Source organism: Pseudomonas oryzagri (assembly GCF_020831405.1).
Taxonomy (GTDB): domain Bacteria; phylum Pseudomonadota; class Gammaproteobacteria; order Pseudomonadales; family Pseudomonadaceae; genus Geopseudomonas; species Geopseudomonas oryzagri.
In genome coordinates this window covers 315,948-333,841 of the sequence record NZ_JAJHPU010000042.1, presented here as the reverse complement: position 1 = coordinate 333,841, position 17,894 = coordinate 315,948, and the positions used below count along the sequence as shown (strand labels likewise).

The window sequence follows — 17,894 nt, the reverse complement described above, 5'->3', positions numbered from 1 at the left end:
CGTAAGTTACCGGCCGCCTGTCCCGTTTCCAGACGGGGCCATCACGATAAAACCGGCCAAGAGCCGGGCAGGGGGCTGCCACACCGAGCCTTGCCCGTTCGCGAGCCGGTCGGGAGAGAAGACATGGGTGGACAACGCGTGATCGAGCGCTTCAACCTGCGCTCGAGATTGCGCTTCAACATCGACGCCGGGCAGATCTGGCTGGACGAGAGCCGCATGTTGCTGCTCCACGCCAAGGCGCTCGGTGCCCTGCGCCGCGAGCTGTACGACTCGCTCGGCGCCAAGCGGGCCCACGGCCTGCTGTTCCGCATGGGCTTCGCCGCCGGCCAGGAGGACGCCGAGCGCGCCTCCAAGCTGCTCGGCGCCGGCGACAACTACGACGTGTTCCAGATCGGCCCGGAGCTGCACGCCTTCGAGGGACTGGTCAAATCGACCATCATCGAGGCGGATATCGACTGGGAGCAGGGCACCTTCTTCGGCGAGGTGGTCTGCGAGAACTCCTGGGAGGCCGAATCCCACCTGCAGCAGTACGGCATCGGCGAGGACACCGCCTGCTGGACGCTGTCCGGCTATGCCTCCGGCTACGTCACCCGCTTCTTCCGCCGCTTCATCGTGTTCCGCGAGACCGCCTGCACCTGCCGCGGCGACCACCAGTGCCGGATGGTCGGCAAGCCGGTGGAGGCCTGGGGCGACGACGCCTACCTCGAATACTGCCGCCCGGCGGAAATGGACACCGCCTACCAGGAACTGGCGCAGGAACTCTGGCAACTGCGCGGCCGCCAGCGCGAGCAGATGCCCAGCGGCAAGCTGGTCGGCAGTTCGCCGGCGTTCCGCACCGCCTTCGACCTCTTGAGCAAGGCGGCGCGCAGCCCGATCACCGTGCTGCTGCTCGGCGAGACCGGAGTGGGCAAGGAAGTGTTCGCCCAGTGGCTGCACGAGAACAGCGACCGCGCCGGCCAGCCGTTCGTGGCGGTCAACTGCGCGGCCATTCCCAACGATCTGATCGAGTCCGAGCTGTTCGGCGTGCAGAAGGGCGCCTTTACCGGCGCCCAGCAGTCGCGCCCCGGCCGCTTCGAGCGCGCCGACGGTGGCACCCTGTTCCTCGACGAGCTGGGCGATCTGTCGCCTTCGGCGCAGGTGAAGCTGCTGCGCGTGCTGCAGACCGGCGAGGTCGAGCGCCTGGGCGACGACAAGACCCGCAAGGTCAACGTGCGCCTGGTGGCGGCCACCAACGTCAACCTGCAGCAGGCCATCGCCGCCGGGCGCTTCCGCGCCGACCTCTACTACCGGCTGGCCACCTATCCGGTGGCCATCCCGCCGCTGCGCGAGCGCAAGTCGGACATCCCGATCCTGGTGCAGGCGCTCCTGGAGAAGTACGCGCCGACCTACCACAAGATCCTCAACGGCGTGACCGACCGCGCCATGCAGGCGCTGATGGCCTACGACTGGCCGGGCAACGTGCGCGAGCTGGAGAACCTGGTCGAGCGCGCCGTGCTGCTGGCGCCCTCCGGCGGGCAGATCGAGCTGGAGCACCTGTTCGCCGGCAGCGCGCCGGCCACGCCGCAGGGGGTCCCGGTCGACGGCAAGGGCCAGGTCGGCAACGCCGAGGAGCTGCGCCGCGAGCAGCTCTACGACAGCCTGCTCGACGACCACTTCGACCTCCAGGCCCACGAGAACCGCCTGCTCGAGCTGGCCGTGCGCCGCGCCAACGGCAATCTCACCCATGCCGCGCGCCTGCTCGGCATCACCCGTCGGCAGTTGGCCTACCGGCTCAAGCAGGCGGGCGGCGAGGGCGGCCAGGAGGCACAGGGCTAGCGTCGGGGGCCTTTCCCGGCGACCGATCGCGTTTGATCGCCGGGACCGCAGGTGGCGCTCAAGCTCGTTCAGGTCCGCGCGGGGCTCAGGGGCTGGCGTTTCCGAGGAAGGGGTACGGATTGACCGCCTCTCCCTGCCACCAGCGCTTCTCCGGTCCCAGGCGAAAGATGGCGAAGTGCAGGTGAGGCGCACCGGGCGGCGCGTTGCCGGTCACGCCGACATAGCCGAGCAGATCGCCGCGCTGCAGCTGCATGCCCTCGTGCAATCCGGGCGCATAGGCGTCGAGGTGCGCGTAGTAGTAGGCGAAGCGCTCCTCGGGGTCGAACTGGTAGACGGTGAGCCCGCCCGGCACGCTTTCGAACAGCTTGGCGACGCGGCCGGGGCCGGCGGCGATGACCGGCGTGCGCAGCGGCGCCGCGATATCGATCGCTTCGTGGCGGTGCCCGCCGCGGCCCTCGTCGAAGGAGTCGCGCAGGCTGGCGCGCGCGACCCCGGCGACCGGGACGATCAAGCGCGCAGTGGCGAGCAGCGACGCGCACGCCTGGGTGGGCGAAGCGGCGGGAGGGGCCATCGCGACAGAACTTCTGGCATCACATCCGGCGGCCGCACGGCTTGCGCTGATGGCGGCGAGGCCCTGCGCCGGCACCGGGATCGGAGCGCTGGCCAGCAGCAGGGCGCCCAGCGCCGCGGCGCATGGGCGTACCAGGGCATGAGGTATGAGTGCGAACGAGGCGGGCATGGCTTATCGGCCAGCGCCACCCGGCCATCCCTGGTATGGGTGGCGGTGGTTGCGAGGCTCAGCGAGCGGTGGGGTCGTCCGGCTGGGCGAGAATGGCGGCGGCCAGTTCCCGGTCGCTCGCCTGCAGGCCGGGATGCTCGCTGCGGATCTGCTGCAGCGCGGCTTCCAGGTAGGCGCCGCGGATGGTGCCGCCGCTGGCGATGAAGCTGCTGGCATCGTCCTTGGCGGCGACGACGATCTTGTCGTCCTTGAAGGTGGAATACAGCGAAGCGGAAATCCCTGCCGAGGTGGCGGCGTCTTCCGCATCGATCTTGCCGGCCAGTGCCGAGGCAATGGGCAGGCATAACGCAAGCGAAGCAACGAGCAGTCTGCAGCGCATGGCGGTGACCCTCTGATGGCCAAAACGGCCTATAGAGTTGGAGTCGTATAGCGGCGCGGAATTCCCGGCGGCCGGTGCCGCCCGTCAGTGTCGCGGACGGCTGCCGGATGCGAGGCAGCCCGGGACTCGCTGCTTCACGCTGCGGAACAGCGCGGGCAGGACGCGCAGTCGGCCCGCGGAATTGGCAAACCGCTGCGCGGCCGGGAGAGAGGTAGGTGACGGCGGAGGAAGTCGAACAGCGGGCGCTGCGCAGGGCGACGTTCGCCATGTGGGACAGGACAGGCGTGAGCCTGCCCTGACCCGCAGCGGGAGGGGGAAAACTCAGTCGATCCCTTCGCGCGTGAGGCTTTCGCGATAGTAGCGGCAACCCAGGCCGAGCAGGATCAGGGTCGCCAGGGTGCTCGCGCCATTCACGATCGACATCGACGAGCCGACCATGAGGGGCGACTTGAACACGGTATCGGTCAGCATCGCCACCAGGGTGGTGCCGAAGCCCACGGCGATCAGGTTGGAGACCAGCAGAAATACGGCCGATACCTGGGCACGCATCTGGTTCGGCGGCAGGATCTGCATCGCCGCGGTCGAGGTCGACAAGGGGAAGGACACGAAGAACATCGCCGGTGCCAGCAAGGTCAGGGACAGCCAGAGTTCGTCGACCTGGCTGAACAGGATCCCGGGCAGGAGCAAGCCGGCGGCACCGATGACGCCGGCGCGCAGCGGCGCGTCGGCACGCCCCATCTTCGACAGCTTGTCGATCAGCCAACCGCTGAACAGTACGCCGCTGGTATTGGCCAGCAGGACGATGATGCCCAGCGTGTAGCCGGCTTCGCTCGGCGTCATGCCGAACTTGCGCATGTAGAAGGCGGGTGCCCAGCTGAGCATGCAGTACAGGGCCATCGCGTAGGCCGAGAAGCCCAGGTAGTGGCAGAAGAACGTCTCCGGATGCTGGGCGAGAAACTTGAGGGTGCTTTCCAGCGATGCCTTGCGCGCCCGGCCACCGGCATCCAGCTTGAGGCCCTTGCGCTGCGGATCGCGAACGGTCAGGAAGATCAGCAGGGCCACCGCCAGGCCAGGCAGGCCAACAATAAAGAAGGTCACCTGCCAGGCGCGCATCTGACCCAGTACCGGCACCGCCACGGTGCCCACGTTCTTCAGCAGATCGATGACGTAGCCGCCGATCAGGAATGCCACCCCGCCACCGATGAAGGAACCGATGGAGTAGATGGCCACCGCGCGTCCCAGTTTTTCCTTGGGAAACATGTCGCTGAGCATGGAGTAGGTGGCCGGCGACAGCGCCGCTTCGCCGACGCCAACCCCCATGCGGGCCAGGAACATCTGCAGGAAGTTCTTGCTGGTCCCGCACAGCGCGGTGGCGAGACTCCAGAAACCCACACCGATGGCGATGATCTTGGGTCTCGAGAACTTGTCGGCGAGCATGGCGATCGGCATGCCCATGAAGGCGTAGAACAACGAGAACGCCAGCCCGTGCAACAGGCTGAACTGGATGTCGGACAGGCCGAGATCGCGTTTGATCGGCTCGATCATCAGCGCCAGGATCTGGCGGTCAACGAAGGAGAATATGTAGGCCACCATGCAGATGGAGACCACGTACCACTCGTAGGTGAAGCTTTTCCGAGGCGCATCCGCAGGGCTGGCTTGAGGGGCTTTCTCGATGTCGATGGCAGCCTTCGGCTCGCTCGGCAGGGCAGTCTCCAGCGCCGTATTTCCCGCGGCGCCGGCAGCGGCGCTCGGAAGTGTGGTCGGCCGCGGGGGTTGGTGGACAATTGTCATGGTGAAACCCTCATCTTGTTTTTATCGGTACGACAGGCCGTCAGGCCTGCCTGAGGAGAGGGGCGAACTCCCTCCATTCGACAGCCGGCCGCAAGCAGCCATTGGGCGGCCGAGGCCTGAGTAGGGCGTTGACCGAGTGCGGCTAGCCCGTTGCGGCCGTCGATACCGCAGGTCGTCATCCCGCCGGCAGGGCGCGGCGCGCGAATCAAGAGCGACCGTCGCCGTGCGTTTTCCTCTCGGCGCTTGCATCGCTGATTTCCACATCCGCCTGCAAGTCGTCGCCATCGAGCAAAGCGCTACGATTGCGCGAGGCTCCACACCAGCAGCAGCACGAAGGAACGTCTTTGCTCGGCCAGGGTGTGGGCCCTGATCATCGGCGGGGCGTTCGGTATTGCCTGACGGGTATCGGCCCAAAGCGAACGATGATTGCCCGGCGCGCCGATGTAGCCCTTGGCGTCCTCAACGGCGTACTCCTCGACTGCTACCGAGCCGCCGCCAGAGTCCGCAGCGCCGAGTGCCTACCGGCAATGGCCTGGCAGGTCCGGGATTGGTTCTGCCTCCGGGGAGCCTTCGACCTGGATGGCGGTCTCGAGCGCCGGCAACGGCTGTTCCTCACGGGGTATGCGATCGCGGGCGGTGCTCCTCCCGTCATGGCCCAACCGGCCTGTTGCAGTCACTGCCGCCTATTGCTGTCGGGTCGTAAAATCTTACCAATCACGTGAAATGTCAACTAAATATTGGGGCGTCCGTCGTCTGCCCGAAGCGCGCGCAAGCGCCAACCCCGGGCCATCGCCCGTGGGAACGCTAGGCTCAGATGCAACCGATCGGCGAGCCGGCGGGGTGCCTGTGACCCTCTCCAACCCGTGCCGGGGGACTCGAATTGCGGGAGCAGATAGGCGCAGTTGCTGCGCCACAATCCCCTCGGCCGCCGGCTCGCGGCACGCTTCACCGCGGCCGTGCCGCGGGCAGTTCGAGGAGGGCTTCGACACGCCGCCGTCTGCTTTAGCGCTGTGCAGTCGCCGGGGAGGGGCGGGCATGGAAATCGCGCCAGGGATAATCCCGGCGCAGGCCATTTGAAGGGGGACGAGCGCCCCGCAGGTGCAATCATCCAGCAGCCGGCTCAGCTCGCGGGAGCTCGCTGGGATGACCTCGTCGTTCGCTTGCGGCGTCTCGATACGCTCGACCTCCAGACACCGTGGGCGGAGGTATCTCCTCCGGCTTATTGGTCATTCCCCCGAACCTCGCGCAGCGATTCGTCAAACATGAGGATGACCGGTTGCGGTACACTGGCTCCGATAAGAAAAGACTCCTGACCTTGGGGGAAAACGTGAAAGCCGCAGCGGAAATGTTCCCGTCCCCCGAGAGCGCACGCTTTTTGATCGCACCTCAAGCCTTGCCATTCCGTCTCGGTTTTTTCGTGCCGGACCCGGATCCGGAAATGGCGCGGACACTTACAAGAATGATTTCAAAAATCCATATGCCCCTTAGTCGACCCGAATGGTTGGGCACCGCTGGAGGCTGGTAGTTCGATGACCACTAAACGCAAGTTCGATATGTACGACCCGCTGAGCGAGAATTTCAAACGCCGCGAGTTTCCTTTCTATTGGGTTGCCCAGATCAATGCGCTGTATAGCCAGGAGATGGAGCGACTGCTCAAGCGTGTGGACATGGATGTGCCGCGCTGGCGCATTATCATGATCCTGAAGGAGCATTCCGAACTCAGCATTTCCGAGCTTGCCTCTCAGGCCGTGGCCAAGCTGCCGACTACCACCAAGATCGTCTACCGCATGCGCGATGACGGATTGGTGAATCTGGTGACCTCCAGCGAGGATGGTCGAGTTACCCTGGTCTCCTTGACCGATAAGGGTTTGGAAAGCCTCGAGCAGATTCGCGGTTCCCTCAGCAATCTATTCCGTCGCAGTTTCAAGGGGCTGACCTCGGCTGAAGTCCAGCGCACCAACATGCTGCTGGAGAGGTTGTACGGTAACCTCAAGACGCTTTCCGACTGACCGCTGCTGCTGCTCGTTGCGCATTGTTGCCAGCGCAGCGGCAGGTGATTTCCACTCGCGTGACCGCCCGGCAACGCGCTTTGCGATGAGCAGGTTTCCGAGCGGCATTGCTGGGGTGGAAAGGCCTGCATTCCTAGGACTGTCGAGGCCGCGCCAGCAGGGACGAGAAAAGCGAGGCGCAGGGAGCACAGCCAGGCGGGGCTGGTGGGCGAGTACCCACATCCTCCGGCAAGGTGTAAGGAAGCGGCGCTAGCCATTAGCTGGAGGTCGTCGTCCTCATTTACCGAACGGGGGAGCCACTGGCTCCCCCTCGTATTTCCGCTCCTTCGGCGTGCGGCGGGCTGCCTACACCGCTTTCGCAGGCTGGCGGCCCTGAACGCAAGCGCGGATCGGGCCGCACCCCCGCAGCGAACCCCCTTCACTGTCCACGGCGTAGGTGCCTCACGGTCACCACGGGATGCCGATGTCCATCATCGTGCAGCGAGCCTATGCCGACCCGAGCGTGGCGATGACCGCGGCGTGCGCCAGGGCTCGAAGGACTAAGCGCCCAAGCGCCTGACCCAGCGTTCGGTCGCCCCGCGAGCCACCCAAGCGCTGATCCACCACCGATCCTGCGCTCCCGCCGCCCTGGCAAACCGCGCCACGCCACTCCGGCGTCCAGCATCCCGCCCTTCATCCTTTTCGTACCGCACGTGATGCCCGATACGCCGCAGGGTAGCGCCGTGCGGGCTGAATTCTGCGGGATCGTGCCGTCGCGCATCCGTTGATGAAGGCTCGGTAGTGCATGACTTCCCGGGAACTCATCCCTGGCACGGAGGCGCAGGATGCCTGTCAGGCTGATGCAACTGTTTGGCAGGAAACCGCAATGCCCGGCACGGTGATGACCGCTACATTGGTGGCCAAGAAGACTGCACTTCGACATCCATCGATGATAATAGGAATAAAAATGCGGATAGTCAGAAAATTTGCGCGGGTCTCTACCCTCCTTGGCGTGGCGTTGATGGGAGTTGGTCATGCGTACGCGGATTTACCCGCGGAAACCATCGGCAAGACGACCCTTCCTTTCCCTCCTGAGCCTCATCGCGCCTATATAGTCGATGTAGAGTTCGAGAACATGATTACCGGGCGGGTAGTCGTGGTGGACCCTGAGCAGAAACGTATGCTCGGGATGGTCAGCACCGGCTTCACGGCGCCTTCCACCTTGAGTCGTGACGGAAAATCGCTTTATACCGCCGACCTGTTCTATTCGCGTGGCACCTATGGCGTTCGCACGGATGTTCTGACTGCCTGGGACACCAGCACGCTGTCGCCCGCCTGGGAAGTGACTATTCCTTCCAAGCGTGCGATGTCGCTGACCCAGCGCTATAGCATCGGCACCAGCGCCGATGATCGATTTGTCTATATATACAACTTTACTCCGTCGACCTCGATCACTGTGGTCAACGCCGAAAGCAAGTCGGTTGTCGGCGAGTTGGCGATTCCCGGTTGCGTTCTCAGTTATCCGGTAGGAGAGCGTCGTATCGCGTCGCTGTGTGGGAATGGCAACATCCAGCTCATCACGCTCGACGATGCGGGCAAGGAAGTTTCGCGCAATCAGACGAAGTTCTTCGACCCCGATGCCGAGAAACTGGTCGAGCGTGCGGTAAATATCGGTGACACGTACTACTTCACCACTACCACCGGTACGGTCCGCGGCATTGATTTTTCCGCAAAGGAACCGAAGGTCCTGCCGGCCTGGGAGTTGGTGCAGGAAGAGGCCGACAAGAAGGCGGGTTGGGCGCCGGGCGGCTGGCAACTCATGGCTGTCGCGCCGAAACTGAATCGCCTCTATGTATTGATGCATGACACTCACGAGGCCATGAAGTGGGAGGATCCGACTCCCTTTATCTGGGTTTATGACCTGAAAACCCAAAAGCGTATCGGCACCCTGGACGCTCCGAACCCCGTTTGGAATCTGCGTGCCACCACCGATGACAAGCCTCTGTTGTTCGGTAGCAATATCAATGGTGGCCTGGAAATCTTCGATCTGGTCAGCGGCAAGCACACTGGAACGATGGACAAGATTACCAAGACGCCGACCCAGGTACTCAGCCACTGACGAGGTGCTCTGATGCAACCCGATCCAATCTACGTGGTCGCCGCTGCCCTTGCGCTGGCGGTGATATTGGGCAGCGCGGCGACTCACAAGTTGCGCTCGCCGATCCGCTTCGCCAATCAGGTCGAAGACTATCGGTTGCTGCCAGGGGCTCTGGTTCGCCCTGTGTCGCGGCTGCTGCCCTGGCTGGAGATGGCGGTGGCTTTCACCCTGCTGGTGCCGGTCAGTCGCCATGTCGGCGGTATCGCCGCGGCCCTATTGCTGGCGCTCTATGCCGGCGCCATTGCGATCAACCTGTGGCGGGGGCGCCACGATCTGGACTGTGGCTGCGCAGGACCGGATCAGGCCCAGCCGATTCGCGCCGTGTTGCTGGCACGCAATGCCGTCCTGGTGGGGCTGGCCCTGGTTGCCAGTCTGGCGCCGGACAATCGAGGTCTGGGAGTTTTCGATCTCTTCGTGGTGATCGCGGCCAGTGCCGTGGTTCTTTTCCTCTACGCCGCCGCCGATGGCCTGATGGCCAACGGTCCGCGTCTGCTCAAACTCGTTGGAAGGTGAATTATGGAAGCGTTGATTGTTTCCAATGTGCTGCTCTGGGGCCTGCTGGTCGCCCTGGCTTTCGTTGTCATGGGCCTGGTGCGCCAGATCGGCGTGCTGCATGGGCGTCTCGCTCCGGCCGGTGCCCTCATGGTGGACAAGGGCGTGGCTGTCAATGACCCGGCCCCCAAGGTGACCGCTGCCGACCGCAAGGGGCGTCCGGTCAACTTCGGTTACCCGGGTGAAAAATCCCAGCTGTTGTTCTTCCTTTCGCCAACCTGCCCGATCTGCAAATCCCTGCTGCCGGCGATCAAGTCCATCGCCAAACAGCAGAGCGACCGCATCGAGGTGGTCTACGTGAGTGACGGTGACATGGAGGCTCAACAAGCCCTGATTGCCGAGTACGAGCTGGAGAGTGCGACCTATGTGGTGGGGCCGGAAGTGGGCATGACCTACCAGATCGGCAAGTTGCCCTACGCAGCGCTGATCGACAAAGCCGGGGTATTGCGCGCCAAGGGGCTGGTGAACTCGCGCGAACACCTGGACAGCCTGTTCGAGACCGAGCACCTGGGCAGCGCCACCCTGCAGCAGTACCTGAACCAGCACGATCACGCGCACTCGCACCATTGAGGAAAGGAGCCTTCCATGAAACTGCTAGACCGCCTGTTCGAACGCTCCACCCGTCACGTTGCCGATACCACTTCTCGGCGTCATTTCCTCGGTCGACTCGGCTCGGTGATGGTGGTGGGGGCGGCTCTCCCGGTGCTGTTGCCTATCGATCGAACCTCGAAGGCCTTGGCCGCCGAGGCGCCCAAAGCCGGCGACCCGGGTGATCCCAACAGCTGCGACTACTGGCGTTACTGCTCCGTCGACGGCTTCCTGTGCAGCTGCTGTGGTGGCTCGGTCAACTCCTGCCCGCCGGGAACCGAGGCGTCCCAGGTGAGCTGGATCGGCACCTGCCGCAACCCGGGCGATGGCAAGGACTACATCATTTCCTACAACGACTGCTGTGGTAAGCAGAGCTGTGCGCAGTGCGCGTGCACTCGCAACGACAGTGAGGAACCGGCCTACCGTCCATTCAACAACAACGACGTGAACTGGTGCCTGGGTGCTTCTTCGAAGATTTATCACTGCACCGTCGCAGTTATTCGCGGCATGGCGACCTGATGGTTCTGGGGGGAGGCAATATGCGTTACCTGATGATGGGGGTCTTCTTCGCTATCGTCGCCCCCCTGGCATTCGCCCGGGCGATTCCCGATCCGGCACAAAAGCATGCTCCCGGTAACGAGGCGCCCCAGAAACCTATCGCTCAAGCCGGTTACGGGGCGGCTGTGAACTATCAGCTGCAGTGTGCCGGCTGCCACCTCGACGACGGGAGTGGCTCGGCGGCCAATGACACGCCCAACATGAAGGGCTTCGTGGGCAACTTCCTCAAGGTAGAGGGAGGGCGTGAGTTTCTGGTGCGGGTGCCAGGTGCGTCTCAGTCGGCTATGAATAATGCCCAGTTGGCCGATTTGATGAACTGGATCATGCATAAGGACGGGATCGCCGGAAAAAGCGTTCCGGACGACTTCAAGCCTTATACGGAAGAAGAGGTGGCGAGCGTTCGTCACCAGGTCATGCTTGATTTGCCCGGGGTCAGGCGAGGGCTGATCGAGAGAATGCGCGCGCAACATCTGGCGATAGAGGATGGGGTGAGCCGCTAGGTTCGCCAGGATCCGGGCGAAAAGGCGGCCGGGCAATGTTCAGGCTAGGCCCCGAAGGATTACGAGGGCGGCGAGCTTATTAGCTGGCTCGCCTTCGTGGACATCAGGAGGCTCGGCGACAAGCCCAAGTCCGAGCCGCGTTTCAATCCGAAATGACCACGCAGGCGCCTTTCCTGGCGATCCGGGCTCTTGTTGTTAGTTCTTGACGGTTTGGCTGGGCGCCTCGTCGCTATTCGGGCGGCTTGGTCCGCTGCGGCTCAATCTTGTTTTTCATAATATGTGGGTTCGATTATGAGTCACGTTGATCTCTTGCCCGTGGTTAAAGAATTTATCTCGAAAGATCATGGCAACTTTATCGAGGGCCAGGAATATATCTCGGCGGGAAGCTCGAAGATTGCGGCGATCGACCCTGCAGTCGGGGAAAGCATCTGTCTGGTCAGCTCTGCCACTGCCGAAGAGGTCGATCTCGCGGTGGAGAGGGCCAGGAAGGCATTCAAAGGCGTTTGGGCGGAGACTTCTCCTGCGCAAAAGGGGCTGCTGCTGAACCGGCTTGCCGACCTGATCGAGTTGCACGGCGAAGAGCTGGCGCAAATTGAAAGCCTGTGCTCCGGGAAGTCCATCCATGTTTCTCGCGCAATCGAGGTGGGGCAGAGTGCGGCGTTCCTGCGCTATTACGCGGGATGGGCAACCAAGATCAACGGCGAAACCATCAGTCCTTCGTTCCCGTCGATGGCCGGTGAGCGCTATACCGCCTTCACGCGACGCGAGCCGGTAGGTGTGGTAGCGGGCATCGTGCCCTGGAACTTCTCCCTGATGATCGGCATCTGGAAGATCGCCTCGGCCCTGGTCACCGGCTGCACCGTGGTGATTAAGCCGAGCGAATATACGCCGCTGACGCTGCTGCGGATCGCGCAGCTTGCCCTTGAGGCGGGTGTGCCGAAGGGCGTCATCAATATCGTCAACGGCGACGGCGTGGTGGGGCAGCGCCTGACCTCGCATCCCGGGATTTCGAAGGTCTCTCTGACCGGCTCCGTTCCCACCGGGAAGGCTGTCGGCAAGAACGCCATGGATGCCAATCTGACTCGTGTCACCCTGGAGCTGGGTGGCAAGAATCCGGCCGGCCTGCTCGAGGACGTCGACGTCGACATGGCTGTCGCGGGCTTGATTCTCGGCGCCTATACCCACCAGGGCCAGATTTGCGCCTCTCCCGAGCGAATCTTTGTCCATCGCTCGCGTATCGATGAGGTCATCCAGAAAATGGTGCAAGGTCTTCAGCAGATGAAGATCGGTTCGCCGCTGGATGAGGCGGTGAATTTCGGCCCCCTGGCCAACAAGGCGCATTATGAAAAGGTTCTGGGGTTCTGCGAGTACGCGCGCAATCAAGGCAATGTGATCTATGGCGGCAAGCCGATCGATCGGCCTGGCTACTTCATGGAGCCGACGATTGTCCTGGCAAAAGACCGGCATGACAGGCTCCTGCATGAGGAGACGTTCGGTCCGATAACCTGCTTCCTGCCGTTCGACGACGAGGAAGAACTCATTGACCTGATGAACGACAGTGAGTTTGGCCTGGCGGCAAGTATCTGGACCAACAATCTGTCGAAAGCTTTCCGACTCGTGCCGAGGATTGAGGCCGGAACGGTGTGGGTCAACATGCATACTTTCTTGGATCCGGCGGTTCCTTTTGGCGGGGTCAAGGGGTCGGGAATCGGTCGTGAGTTTGGCAGCGCCTTTATTGATGACTACACCGAGTTGAAGTCGGTGGTGGTCAGGTATTGAGAGAGGCAAGATCGGTAGTGGCTGGCCATTACTGAGCGGAAATAAAAGGCGCCCCGTGAGGGCGCTTTTTTTATTTCCGAGTTGCCTAATGACTCCCGGTCCAGGGGGGCGCAGGCCAAGCCTGTAGCGAGCCGGTCTATCCGCACGGGCGACATAGCGGTTCGGGGCACGCCGGGCTGCTGTCGCGCACTGGTCATCGGTCGGCGTTGAGGGATCCTGTGTAAGGGGCCAGGGATCCTTCCATGGTTATCGCTCCCGACAGGCGGGCGCCGTCAGCGAGCGCTCTGTGACAGGGCTTGGGAGGAAGGGTGGGAATGGCTTCGGAAAAAAGATTGACATTTCACGTGATTTATCTAGATTCTGTGGGCGCGAGATCGGCTGGATCGTCGCGGGTGGGCGCATCGTGACTGCGCGCCCGGACGGGCTCCTGGCGGTGTCCCGCTAAACGAGAGCGTGAGGATGGCGAGCATCCACGAAGCCTGAGGGGCGTTGGTGCACCTTCAGGCCGGTGGTCCCCGCCGGAGTCGGGTGCCGTTCTGCGGCGTCGATGCGTATCCGCCGCTTCTTCGAAATTCGTGTGGCCGGTGAGGCAAGGTCTGGCCGGTGATGAGTGTTGTCTGGCCGTGTGGCCGGATTGGCTGGCTGCAAGCAAGGCCCGCCAGTTCAGGCGATATAGTTTGCGAGGCGTGCTATGGCTGTTATAAAAAAAATGGAGGCTGTTCGCTTTGAGGAGTGGATCGGCCGAATAAATCAGGCGTGTGGCTCCTTCGCTGCCAAGCCCCTCGGGAGCGATTTTTTTGGTGCGGTGCGCACCCATAGATCCGGCGCCCTGAATCTGAGTATTGTCGATGCGGCGCAAGCCCAGTTATCCCGCGGCGAGCATGAGCTGTCGCGCAGCGATAGCGACAATTATTACGCCGGATTCCAGTTGCAGGGCAGCGCTCTTATGCAGCAGGGCGACAGGAGCGTCACTCTCACGCCGGGCGATATCATACTGATAGATTCTACCCGCCCAAGCACCTTCATTTATGGAGAAAGATCCCGGCAGCTTTCGCTGGTTTTGCCGAGGCGTTATGTGGAGGAGGGTGTTGGCTATACCGCCGCCCTCGGCGGTCGACATATTTCCGCCCGATCGCCGCTGGCTGTTTTGGTCAGTCGCCTGGTGCTCGAATCAAGTCGCCAGGAGAACATGGCCAAGGAGGAGAGCGATGCCGTCCTGAGCGCAGTCATCAGTATGCTGCGGCCGGTAATGAGCGGTGCTGATTCGGCCGTCGACATGCATGAGCGAATGTTCCAGAAGGCGCTGCAATATATCGAGCGGAATATCCGATCCGAATCACTGTGCCCGGACGTGCTGGCTCGCGAGGTAGGCGTCTCCGTGCGGGGGTTGTACCGGGTTTTTTCCAGCAAGGGCCTGGGGGTTGGCAGCTATATCAGAAAGCGCCGTCTGGAGTTGTGCGCGGAAAGCATTCGCAGCGCGTGCAAGGAGCAAAAGATTTCCTCGCTTGCCTACACTTGGGGGTTTTCGGATGCCAGTCACTTCTGTAACGCGTTCAAAGGCTGCTTTGGAGTGACTCCCGGAGAGTATCGGCGTCGGTACGCTTGAATATTTGTAATTTAAAGTTATGGCGTTAATGCGCATGGCTGGTTTCGCCATGCGGGATGAAGCTGTGTCGGCCTAGAAGTAATAATTGGTGGGATTTGCACGGTTTCTGTTCTTCAGGATTTTCTGTTTTTTCCTTTTCTGTGCCGGCTCGGGATATTTCCCGTTTCTCTGGCTGGGTGGGCTTTTTTGCCTCGGAGGTCGTCAGGGACTTCGAGTAAAAACGGTTAATCCTCGAGCCGTTCTCCATATCGTAGGGCGCGCCTTGACCCGTTCGCGCTCGCCATCGTCACGCCCGGATTGCCGTATCCGGCGGCACAGCGCCTTTGTCGTGCAGCCCGGCGGCGAACGAGCGGCACGCCGCCCACCCCGATCCGCGCCCCTGGCAGGGCGCACATCCAGTGGTTTGAGGCCCGGCTTCCAGGCTCCAGGCGCGAGCGTCCGTTGGGCAGGAGTGCATCAAAAAACTTGACATGTCACGTGAATATTCTAGTGTTGTGGAGGGTTTCACGTTGGGGGAGGCGAGCGGAAGGTCTGTTCAGGTGCCTTCCCCACGGCGCTTTCTTCAAGCGCTTGGCCGAGGCCGGCACGCACTTCGAGAGCGACGGATGAACGACATTTTCGAGATTACCGAGCAATTCAGCGGCAAACGCTTCCAGTGTCAGGACGGACATTCGGTGCTGCAGGCCATGGAGCGACAAGGTCAGCGTTGCCTGCCGGTCGGCTGTCGAAACGGTGGCTGCGGGCTGTGCAAGGTGCGCGTGCTGCAGGGTGAGTACCGCTGCGGACCGATGAGCAGCCGGCATGTACCAGTCGCGGCGCGTGCCGCCGGCGAAGTGCTGGCCTGCCGTGTGTATCCGCTGAGCGACCTGACCATTGAGCGTCTGGCCCCGCAGGGGGCGGCCGCCAATCAACAACAACAATGACAAAGACAAGAGGTGTCGAGATGGAAAAGGGAGTAATGCGCCCTGGCCATGTACAACTGCGTGTTCTGGACATGCCGAAGGCTCTCAAGCACTACGTCGAGCTGCTCGGCCTGATCGAGGTCGACCGCGACGAGCAGGGCCGCGTCTACCTCAAGGGCTGGACCGAGGTCGACAAGTTCTCCGTCGTGCTGCGCGAGGCCGACGAGGCCGGCATGGACTTCATGGCCTTCAAGGTCCGTAACGATGGCACCCTGAGCCGCCTGACCGAGGAGCTGGCCGCTTTCGGTTGCGCGCTGGAAGAGATTCCGGCCGGCGAGCTCAAGGGCTGCGGCCGCCGTATCCGCTTCGTGGCGCCGTCCGGCCACTGCTTCGAGCTGTTCGCCGACAAGGAGCAGACCGGCAAGTGGGGCCTTTCCGAGGTCAACCCGGAAGCCTGGCCGCGCGGCCTGCAGGGCATGAAGGCGACCCGCTTCGATCATTGCCTGCTCTACGGCGACAACCTGGCCGACACCCTGCGCCTGTTCACCGAGGTGCTCGGCTTCAGCCTGGCCGAGCAGGTGATCGACCCCGCCGGCAACCGCGTCGCCCAGTTCCTCACCTGCAGCATGAAGGCCCACGACGTGGCGTTCATTCAGCACGCCGAGCCGGGCAAGTTCCACCACGCCTCGTTCTTCCTCGAGACCTGGGACGATGTACTGCGCGCCGCCGACCTGATCAGCATGACCAACACCTCGATCGACATCGGCCCGACCCGCCACGGCCTGACCCACGGCAAGACCATCTACTTCTTCGACCCGTCCGGCAACCGCAACGAGGTGTTCTGCGGCGGCGACTACCACTACCCGGACCACCCGCCGGTCACCTGGACCGCCGACCAGCTGGGCAAGGCGATCTTCTATCACGACCGCGAGCTCAACGAGCGCTTCCTCACCGTCCTGACCTGATTCGCCTTCTGTCTTCCCAGTTACCCGAGATTGCGCACATGAAAGAGATCAAGCACTTCATCAACGGCGAATACGTCGGCTCCGCCAGCGGCAAGCTGTTCGACAACGTCAACCCGGTCAATGGCCAGGTGATCGCCAGGATCCACGAGGCCGGCGAGGCCGAGGTCGACGCCGCGGTCAAGGCCGCCCGCGCCGCGCTCAAGGGCCCGTGGGGCAGGATGACCGTGGCCGAGCGCACCGAGATCCTCCATCGCGTCGCCGACGGCATCACCGCGCGCTTCGACGAGTTCCTCGAGGCCGAGTGCCTGGACACCGGCAAGCCGAAGTCGCTGGCCTCGCACATCGACATCCCGCGCGGTGCCGCCAACTTCAAGGTGTTCGCCGACCTGGTCAAGAACGTGCCGACCGAGGCCTTCGAGATGGCCACCCCGGACGGCAGCGGCGCGCTCAACTACGGCGTGCGCCGGCCGAAGGGGGTGATCGGCGTGATCAGCCCGTGGAACCTGCCGCTCTTGCTGATGACCTGGAAGGTCGGCCCGGCGCTGGCCTGCGGCAACACCGTGGTGGTCAAGCCGTCCGAGGAAACCCCCACCACCACCGCGCTGCTCGGCGAGGTGATGAACGCCGCCGGCGTGCCGGCCGGCGTGTACAACGTGGTGCACGGCTTCGGCGGCAACTCGGCCGGCGCCTTCCTCACCGCCCACCCGGACGTCGACGCCATCACCTTCACCGGCGAGACCGGCACCGGCGAGACCATCATGCGCGCCGCCGCCAAGGGCGTGCGCCAGGTGTCGCTGGAGCTGGGCGGCAAGAACGCCGGCATCGTGTTCGCCGACTGCGACCTGGACAAGGCCATTGAGGGCACCCTGCGCTCGGCCTTCGCCAACTGCGGCCAGGTCTGCCTGGGCACCGAGCGGGTGTACGTCGAGCGGCCGATCTTCGACGAGTTCGTTGCCCGCCTGAAGGCCGGCGCCGAGGCGCTGAAGATCGGCGAGCCGAACGACCCGAGCGCCAACTTCGGCTCGCTGGTCAGCCACAAGCACCGCGAGAAGGTCCTCAGCTACTACCAGAAGGCCAAGGACGAGGGCGCCACCGTCGTCACCGGCGGCGGCGTGCCGGACATGCCGGCGCACCTGGCCGGCGGCGCCTGGGTGCAGCCGACCATCTGGACCGGCCTGCCCGACGACTCGGCGGTGGTCACCGAGGAAATCTTCGGCCCGTGCTGCCACATCCGTCCGTTCGATACGGAAGCGGAAGCCATCGAGCTGGCCAACAGCCTGCCCTACGGCCTGGCCTCGGCGATCTGGACCGAGAACGCCTCGCGCGCCCACCGCGTCGCCGGACAGATCGAGGCCGGCATCGTCTGGGTCAACAGCTGGTTCCTGCGCGACCTGCGCACCGCCTTCGGCGGCGCCAAGCAGTCGGGCATCGGCCGCGAAGGCGGGGTGCACTCGCTGGAGTTCTACACCGAGCTGAAAAACATCTGCGTGAAGCTGTAAGGCCCGCATGAATCACGGCCGCGAGGAGCGGGAGCCGGCGCGCTCCGCCTCGCCGGCCCCGGTCCGCTGGCGTTC

15 protein-coding genes are annotated in these 17,894 nt (G+C 63.4%); 12 read left to right on the top strand and 3 right to left on the bottom strand.

Annotated features, from left to right (window positions below; translation table 11 throughout):
• The first annotated feature begins 123 nt into the window (after positions 1-123).
• Positions 124-1,815: a sigma-54-dependent Fis family transcriptional regulator gene (locus LMJ29_RS16540; RefSeq protein ID WP_229606619.1), complete on the top strand. Its 1,692-nt coding sequence runs from the start codon at positions 124-126 to the stop codon at positions 1,813-1,815.
• An 85-nt stretch (positions 1,816-1,900) separates the two neighbouring features.
• Here the strand turns inward: LMJ29_RS16540 and LMJ29_RS16535 are convergent, their stop codons facing one another.
• From LMJ29_RS16535 to LMJ29_RS16525, 3 genes are all read right to left on the bottom strand, one after another.
• Positions 1,901-2,554, bottom strand: coding sequence for a M23 family metallopeptidase (locus LMJ29_RS16535; RefSeq protein ID WP_229606618.1), 654 nt, complete (start codon positions 2,552-2,554; stop codon positions 1,901-1,903).
• 58 nt (positions 2,555-2,612) lie between these two features.
• Entirely contained in the window at positions 2,613-2,933 is a 321-nt protein-coding gene (locus tag LMJ29_RS16530; RefSeq protein ID WP_229606617.1) for a DUF2388 domain-containing protein, read from the bottom strand.
• Positions 2,934-3,254: 321 nt separating this feature from the next.
• Complete coding sequence (locus LMJ29_RS16525) at positions 3,255-4,724, bottom strand: spinster family MFS transporter (RefSeq protein WP_229606616.1); 1,470 nt, start codon at positions 4,722-4,724, stop codon at positions 3,255-3,257.
• A 1,529-nt stretch (positions 4,725-6,253) separates the two neighbouring features.
• Between LMJ29_RS16525 and LMJ29_RS16520 the strand changes: the two genes are divergently transcribed.
• From LMJ29_RS16520 to LMJ29_RS16470, 11 genes are all read left to right on the top strand, one after another.
• On the top strand, positions 6,254-6,733 hold the full coding sequence (locus LMJ29_RS16520) for a MarR family winged helix-turn-helix transcriptional regulator (protein ID WP_229606615.1): 480 nt from the start codon (positions 6,254-6,256) through the stop codon (positions 6,731-6,733).
• 1,000 nt (positions 6,734-7,733) lie between these two features.
• Entirely contained in the window at positions 7,734-8,831 is a 1,098-nt protein-coding gene (locus LMJ29_RS16515) for an amine dehydrogenase large subunit (protein WP_377655671.1), read from the top strand.
• A gap of 12 nt (positions 8,832-8,843) precedes the next feature.
• The gene (locus LMJ29_RS16510) at positions 8,844-9,383 is read left to right on the top strand and encodes a MauE/DoxX family redox-associated membrane protein (protein ID WP_229606614.1); all 540 of its coding nucleotides are present in this window, start codon (positions 8,844-8,846) and stop codon (positions 9,381-9,383) included.
• Positions 9,384-9,386: 3 nt separating this feature from the next.
• Entirely contained in the window at positions 9,387-9,992 is a 606-nt protein-coding gene (gene mauD / locus LMJ29_RS16505) for a methylamine dehydrogenase accessory protein MauD (RefSeq protein ID WP_229606613.1), read from the top strand.
• Between the two features lie 15 nt (positions 9,993-10,007).
• On the top strand, positions 10,008-10,529 hold the full coding sequence (locus tag LMJ29_RS16500) for a methylamine dehydrogenase light chain (RefSeq protein ID WP_229606612.1): 522 nt from the start codon (positions 10,008-10,010) through the stop codon (positions 10,527-10,529).
• Between the two features lie 20 nt (positions 10,530-10,549).
• A complete protein-coding gene (locus tag LMJ29_RS16495) occupies positions 10,550-11,068 on the top strand; it encodes a cytochrome C (protein ID WP_229606611.1) in 519 nt (172 codons plus the stop codon).
• 291 nt (positions 11,069-11,359) lie between these two features.
• Complete coding sequence (locus LMJ29_RS16490; protein WP_229606610.1) at positions 11,360-12,847, top strand: aldehyde dehydrogenase family protein; 1,488 nt, start codon at positions 11,360-11,362, stop codon at positions 12,845-12,847.
• 691 nt (positions 12,848-13,538) lie between these two features.
• The gene (feaR, locus tag LMJ29_RS16485) at positions 13,539-14,453 is read left to right on the top strand and encodes a transcriptional regulator FeaR (RefSeq protein ID WP_229606609.1); all 915 of its coding nucleotides are present in this window, start codon (positions 13,539-13,541) and stop codon (positions 14,451-14,453) included.
• 605 nt (positions 14,454-15,058) lie between these two features.
• Positions 15,059-15,376 carry a 2Fe-2S iron-sulfur cluster-binding protein gene (locus LMJ29_RS16480; protein ID WP_229606608.1) on the top strand — a complete coding sequence of 106 codons (318 nt, stop codon included), beginning with the start codon at positions 15,059-15,061 and terminating at the stop codon, positions 15,374-15,376.
• 20 nt (positions 15,377-15,396) lie between these two features.
• Positions 15,397-16,320 carry a catechol 2,3-dioxygenase gene (locus LMJ29_RS16475; RefSeq protein ID WP_229606607.1) on the top strand — a complete coding sequence of 308 codons (924 nt, stop codon included), beginning with the start codon at positions 15,397-15,399 and terminating at the stop codon, positions 16,318-16,320.
• A 38-nt stretch (positions 16,321-16,358) separates the two neighbouring features.
• Positions 16,359-17,819, top strand: coding sequence for a 2-hydroxymuconic semialdehyde dehydrogenase (locus LMJ29_RS16470; RefSeq protein WP_229606606.1), 1,461 nt, complete (start codon positions 16,359-16,361; stop codon positions 17,817-17,819).
• Positions 17,820-17,894 lie beyond the last annotated feature (75 nt).

What these genes read in the sequence shown, in the direction of transcription:
- LMJ29_RS16540 (WP_229606619.1), top strand. Translation starts at nt 124, where the DNA reads ATGGGTGGACAACGCGTGATCGAGCGCTTCAACCTGCGCTCGAGATTG.
- LMJ29_RS16525 (WP_229606616.1), bottom strand. Translation starts at nt 4,724, where the DNA reads ATGACAATTGTCCACCAACCCCCGCGGCCGACCACACTTCCGAGCGCC.
- LMJ29_RS16500 (WP_229606612.1), top strand. Translation starts at nt 10,008, where the DNA reads ATGAAACTGCTAGACCGCCTGTTCGAACGCTCCACCCGTCACGTTGCC.
- mauD (WP_229606613.1), top strand. Translation starts at nt 9,387, where the DNA reads ATGGAAGCGTTGATTGTTTCCAATGTGCTGCTCTGGGGCCTGCTGGTC.
- LMJ29_RS16480 (WP_229606608.1), top strand. Translation starts at nt 15,059, where the DNA reads ATGAACGACATTTTCGAGATTACCGAGCAATTCAGCGGCAAACGCTTC.
- LMJ29_RS16530 (WP_229606617.1), bottom strand. Translation starts at nt 2,933, where the DNA reads ATGCGCTGCAGACTGCTCGTTGCTTCGCTTGCGTTATGCCTGCCCATT.
- LMJ29_RS16490 (WP_229606610.1), top strand. Translation starts at nt 11,360, where the DNA reads ATGAGTCACGTTGATCTCTTGCCCGTGGTTAAAGAATTTATCTCGAAA.
- LMJ29_RS16520 (WP_229606615.1), top strand. Translation starts at nt 6,254, where the DNA reads ATGACCACTAAACGCAAGTTCGATATGTACGACCCGCTGAGCGAGAAT.
- LMJ29_RS16470 (WP_229606606.1), top strand. Translation starts at nt 16,359, where the DNA reads ATGAAAGAGATCAAGCACTTCATCAACGGCGAATACGTCGGCTCCGCC.
- LMJ29_RS16495 (WP_229606611.1), top strand. Translation starts at nt 10,550, where the DNA reads ATGCGTTACCTGATGATGGGGGTCTTCTTCGCTATCGTCGCCCCCCTG.
- LMJ29_RS16475 (WP_229606607.1), top strand. Translation starts at nt 15,397, where the DNA reads ATGGAAAAGGGAGTAATGCGCCCTGGCCATGTACAACTGCGTGTTCTG.
- feaR (WP_229606609.1), top strand. Translation starts at nt 13,539, where the DNA reads ATGGCTGTTATAAAAAAAATGGAGGCTGTTCGCTTTGAGGAGTGGATC.
- LMJ29_RS16510 (WP_229606614.1), top strand. Translation starts at nt 8,844, where the DNA reads ATGCAACCCGATCCAATCTACGTGGTCGCCGCTGCCCTTGCGCTGGCG.
- LMJ29_RS16515 (WP_377655671.1), top strand. Translation starts at nt 7,734, where the DNA reads ATGGGAGTTGGTCATGCGTACGCGGATTTACCCGCGGAAACCATCGGC.
- LMJ29_RS16535 (WP_229606618.1), bottom strand. Translation starts at nt 2,554, where the DNA reads ATGCCCGCCTCGTTCGCACTCATACCTCATGCCCTGGTACGCCCATGC.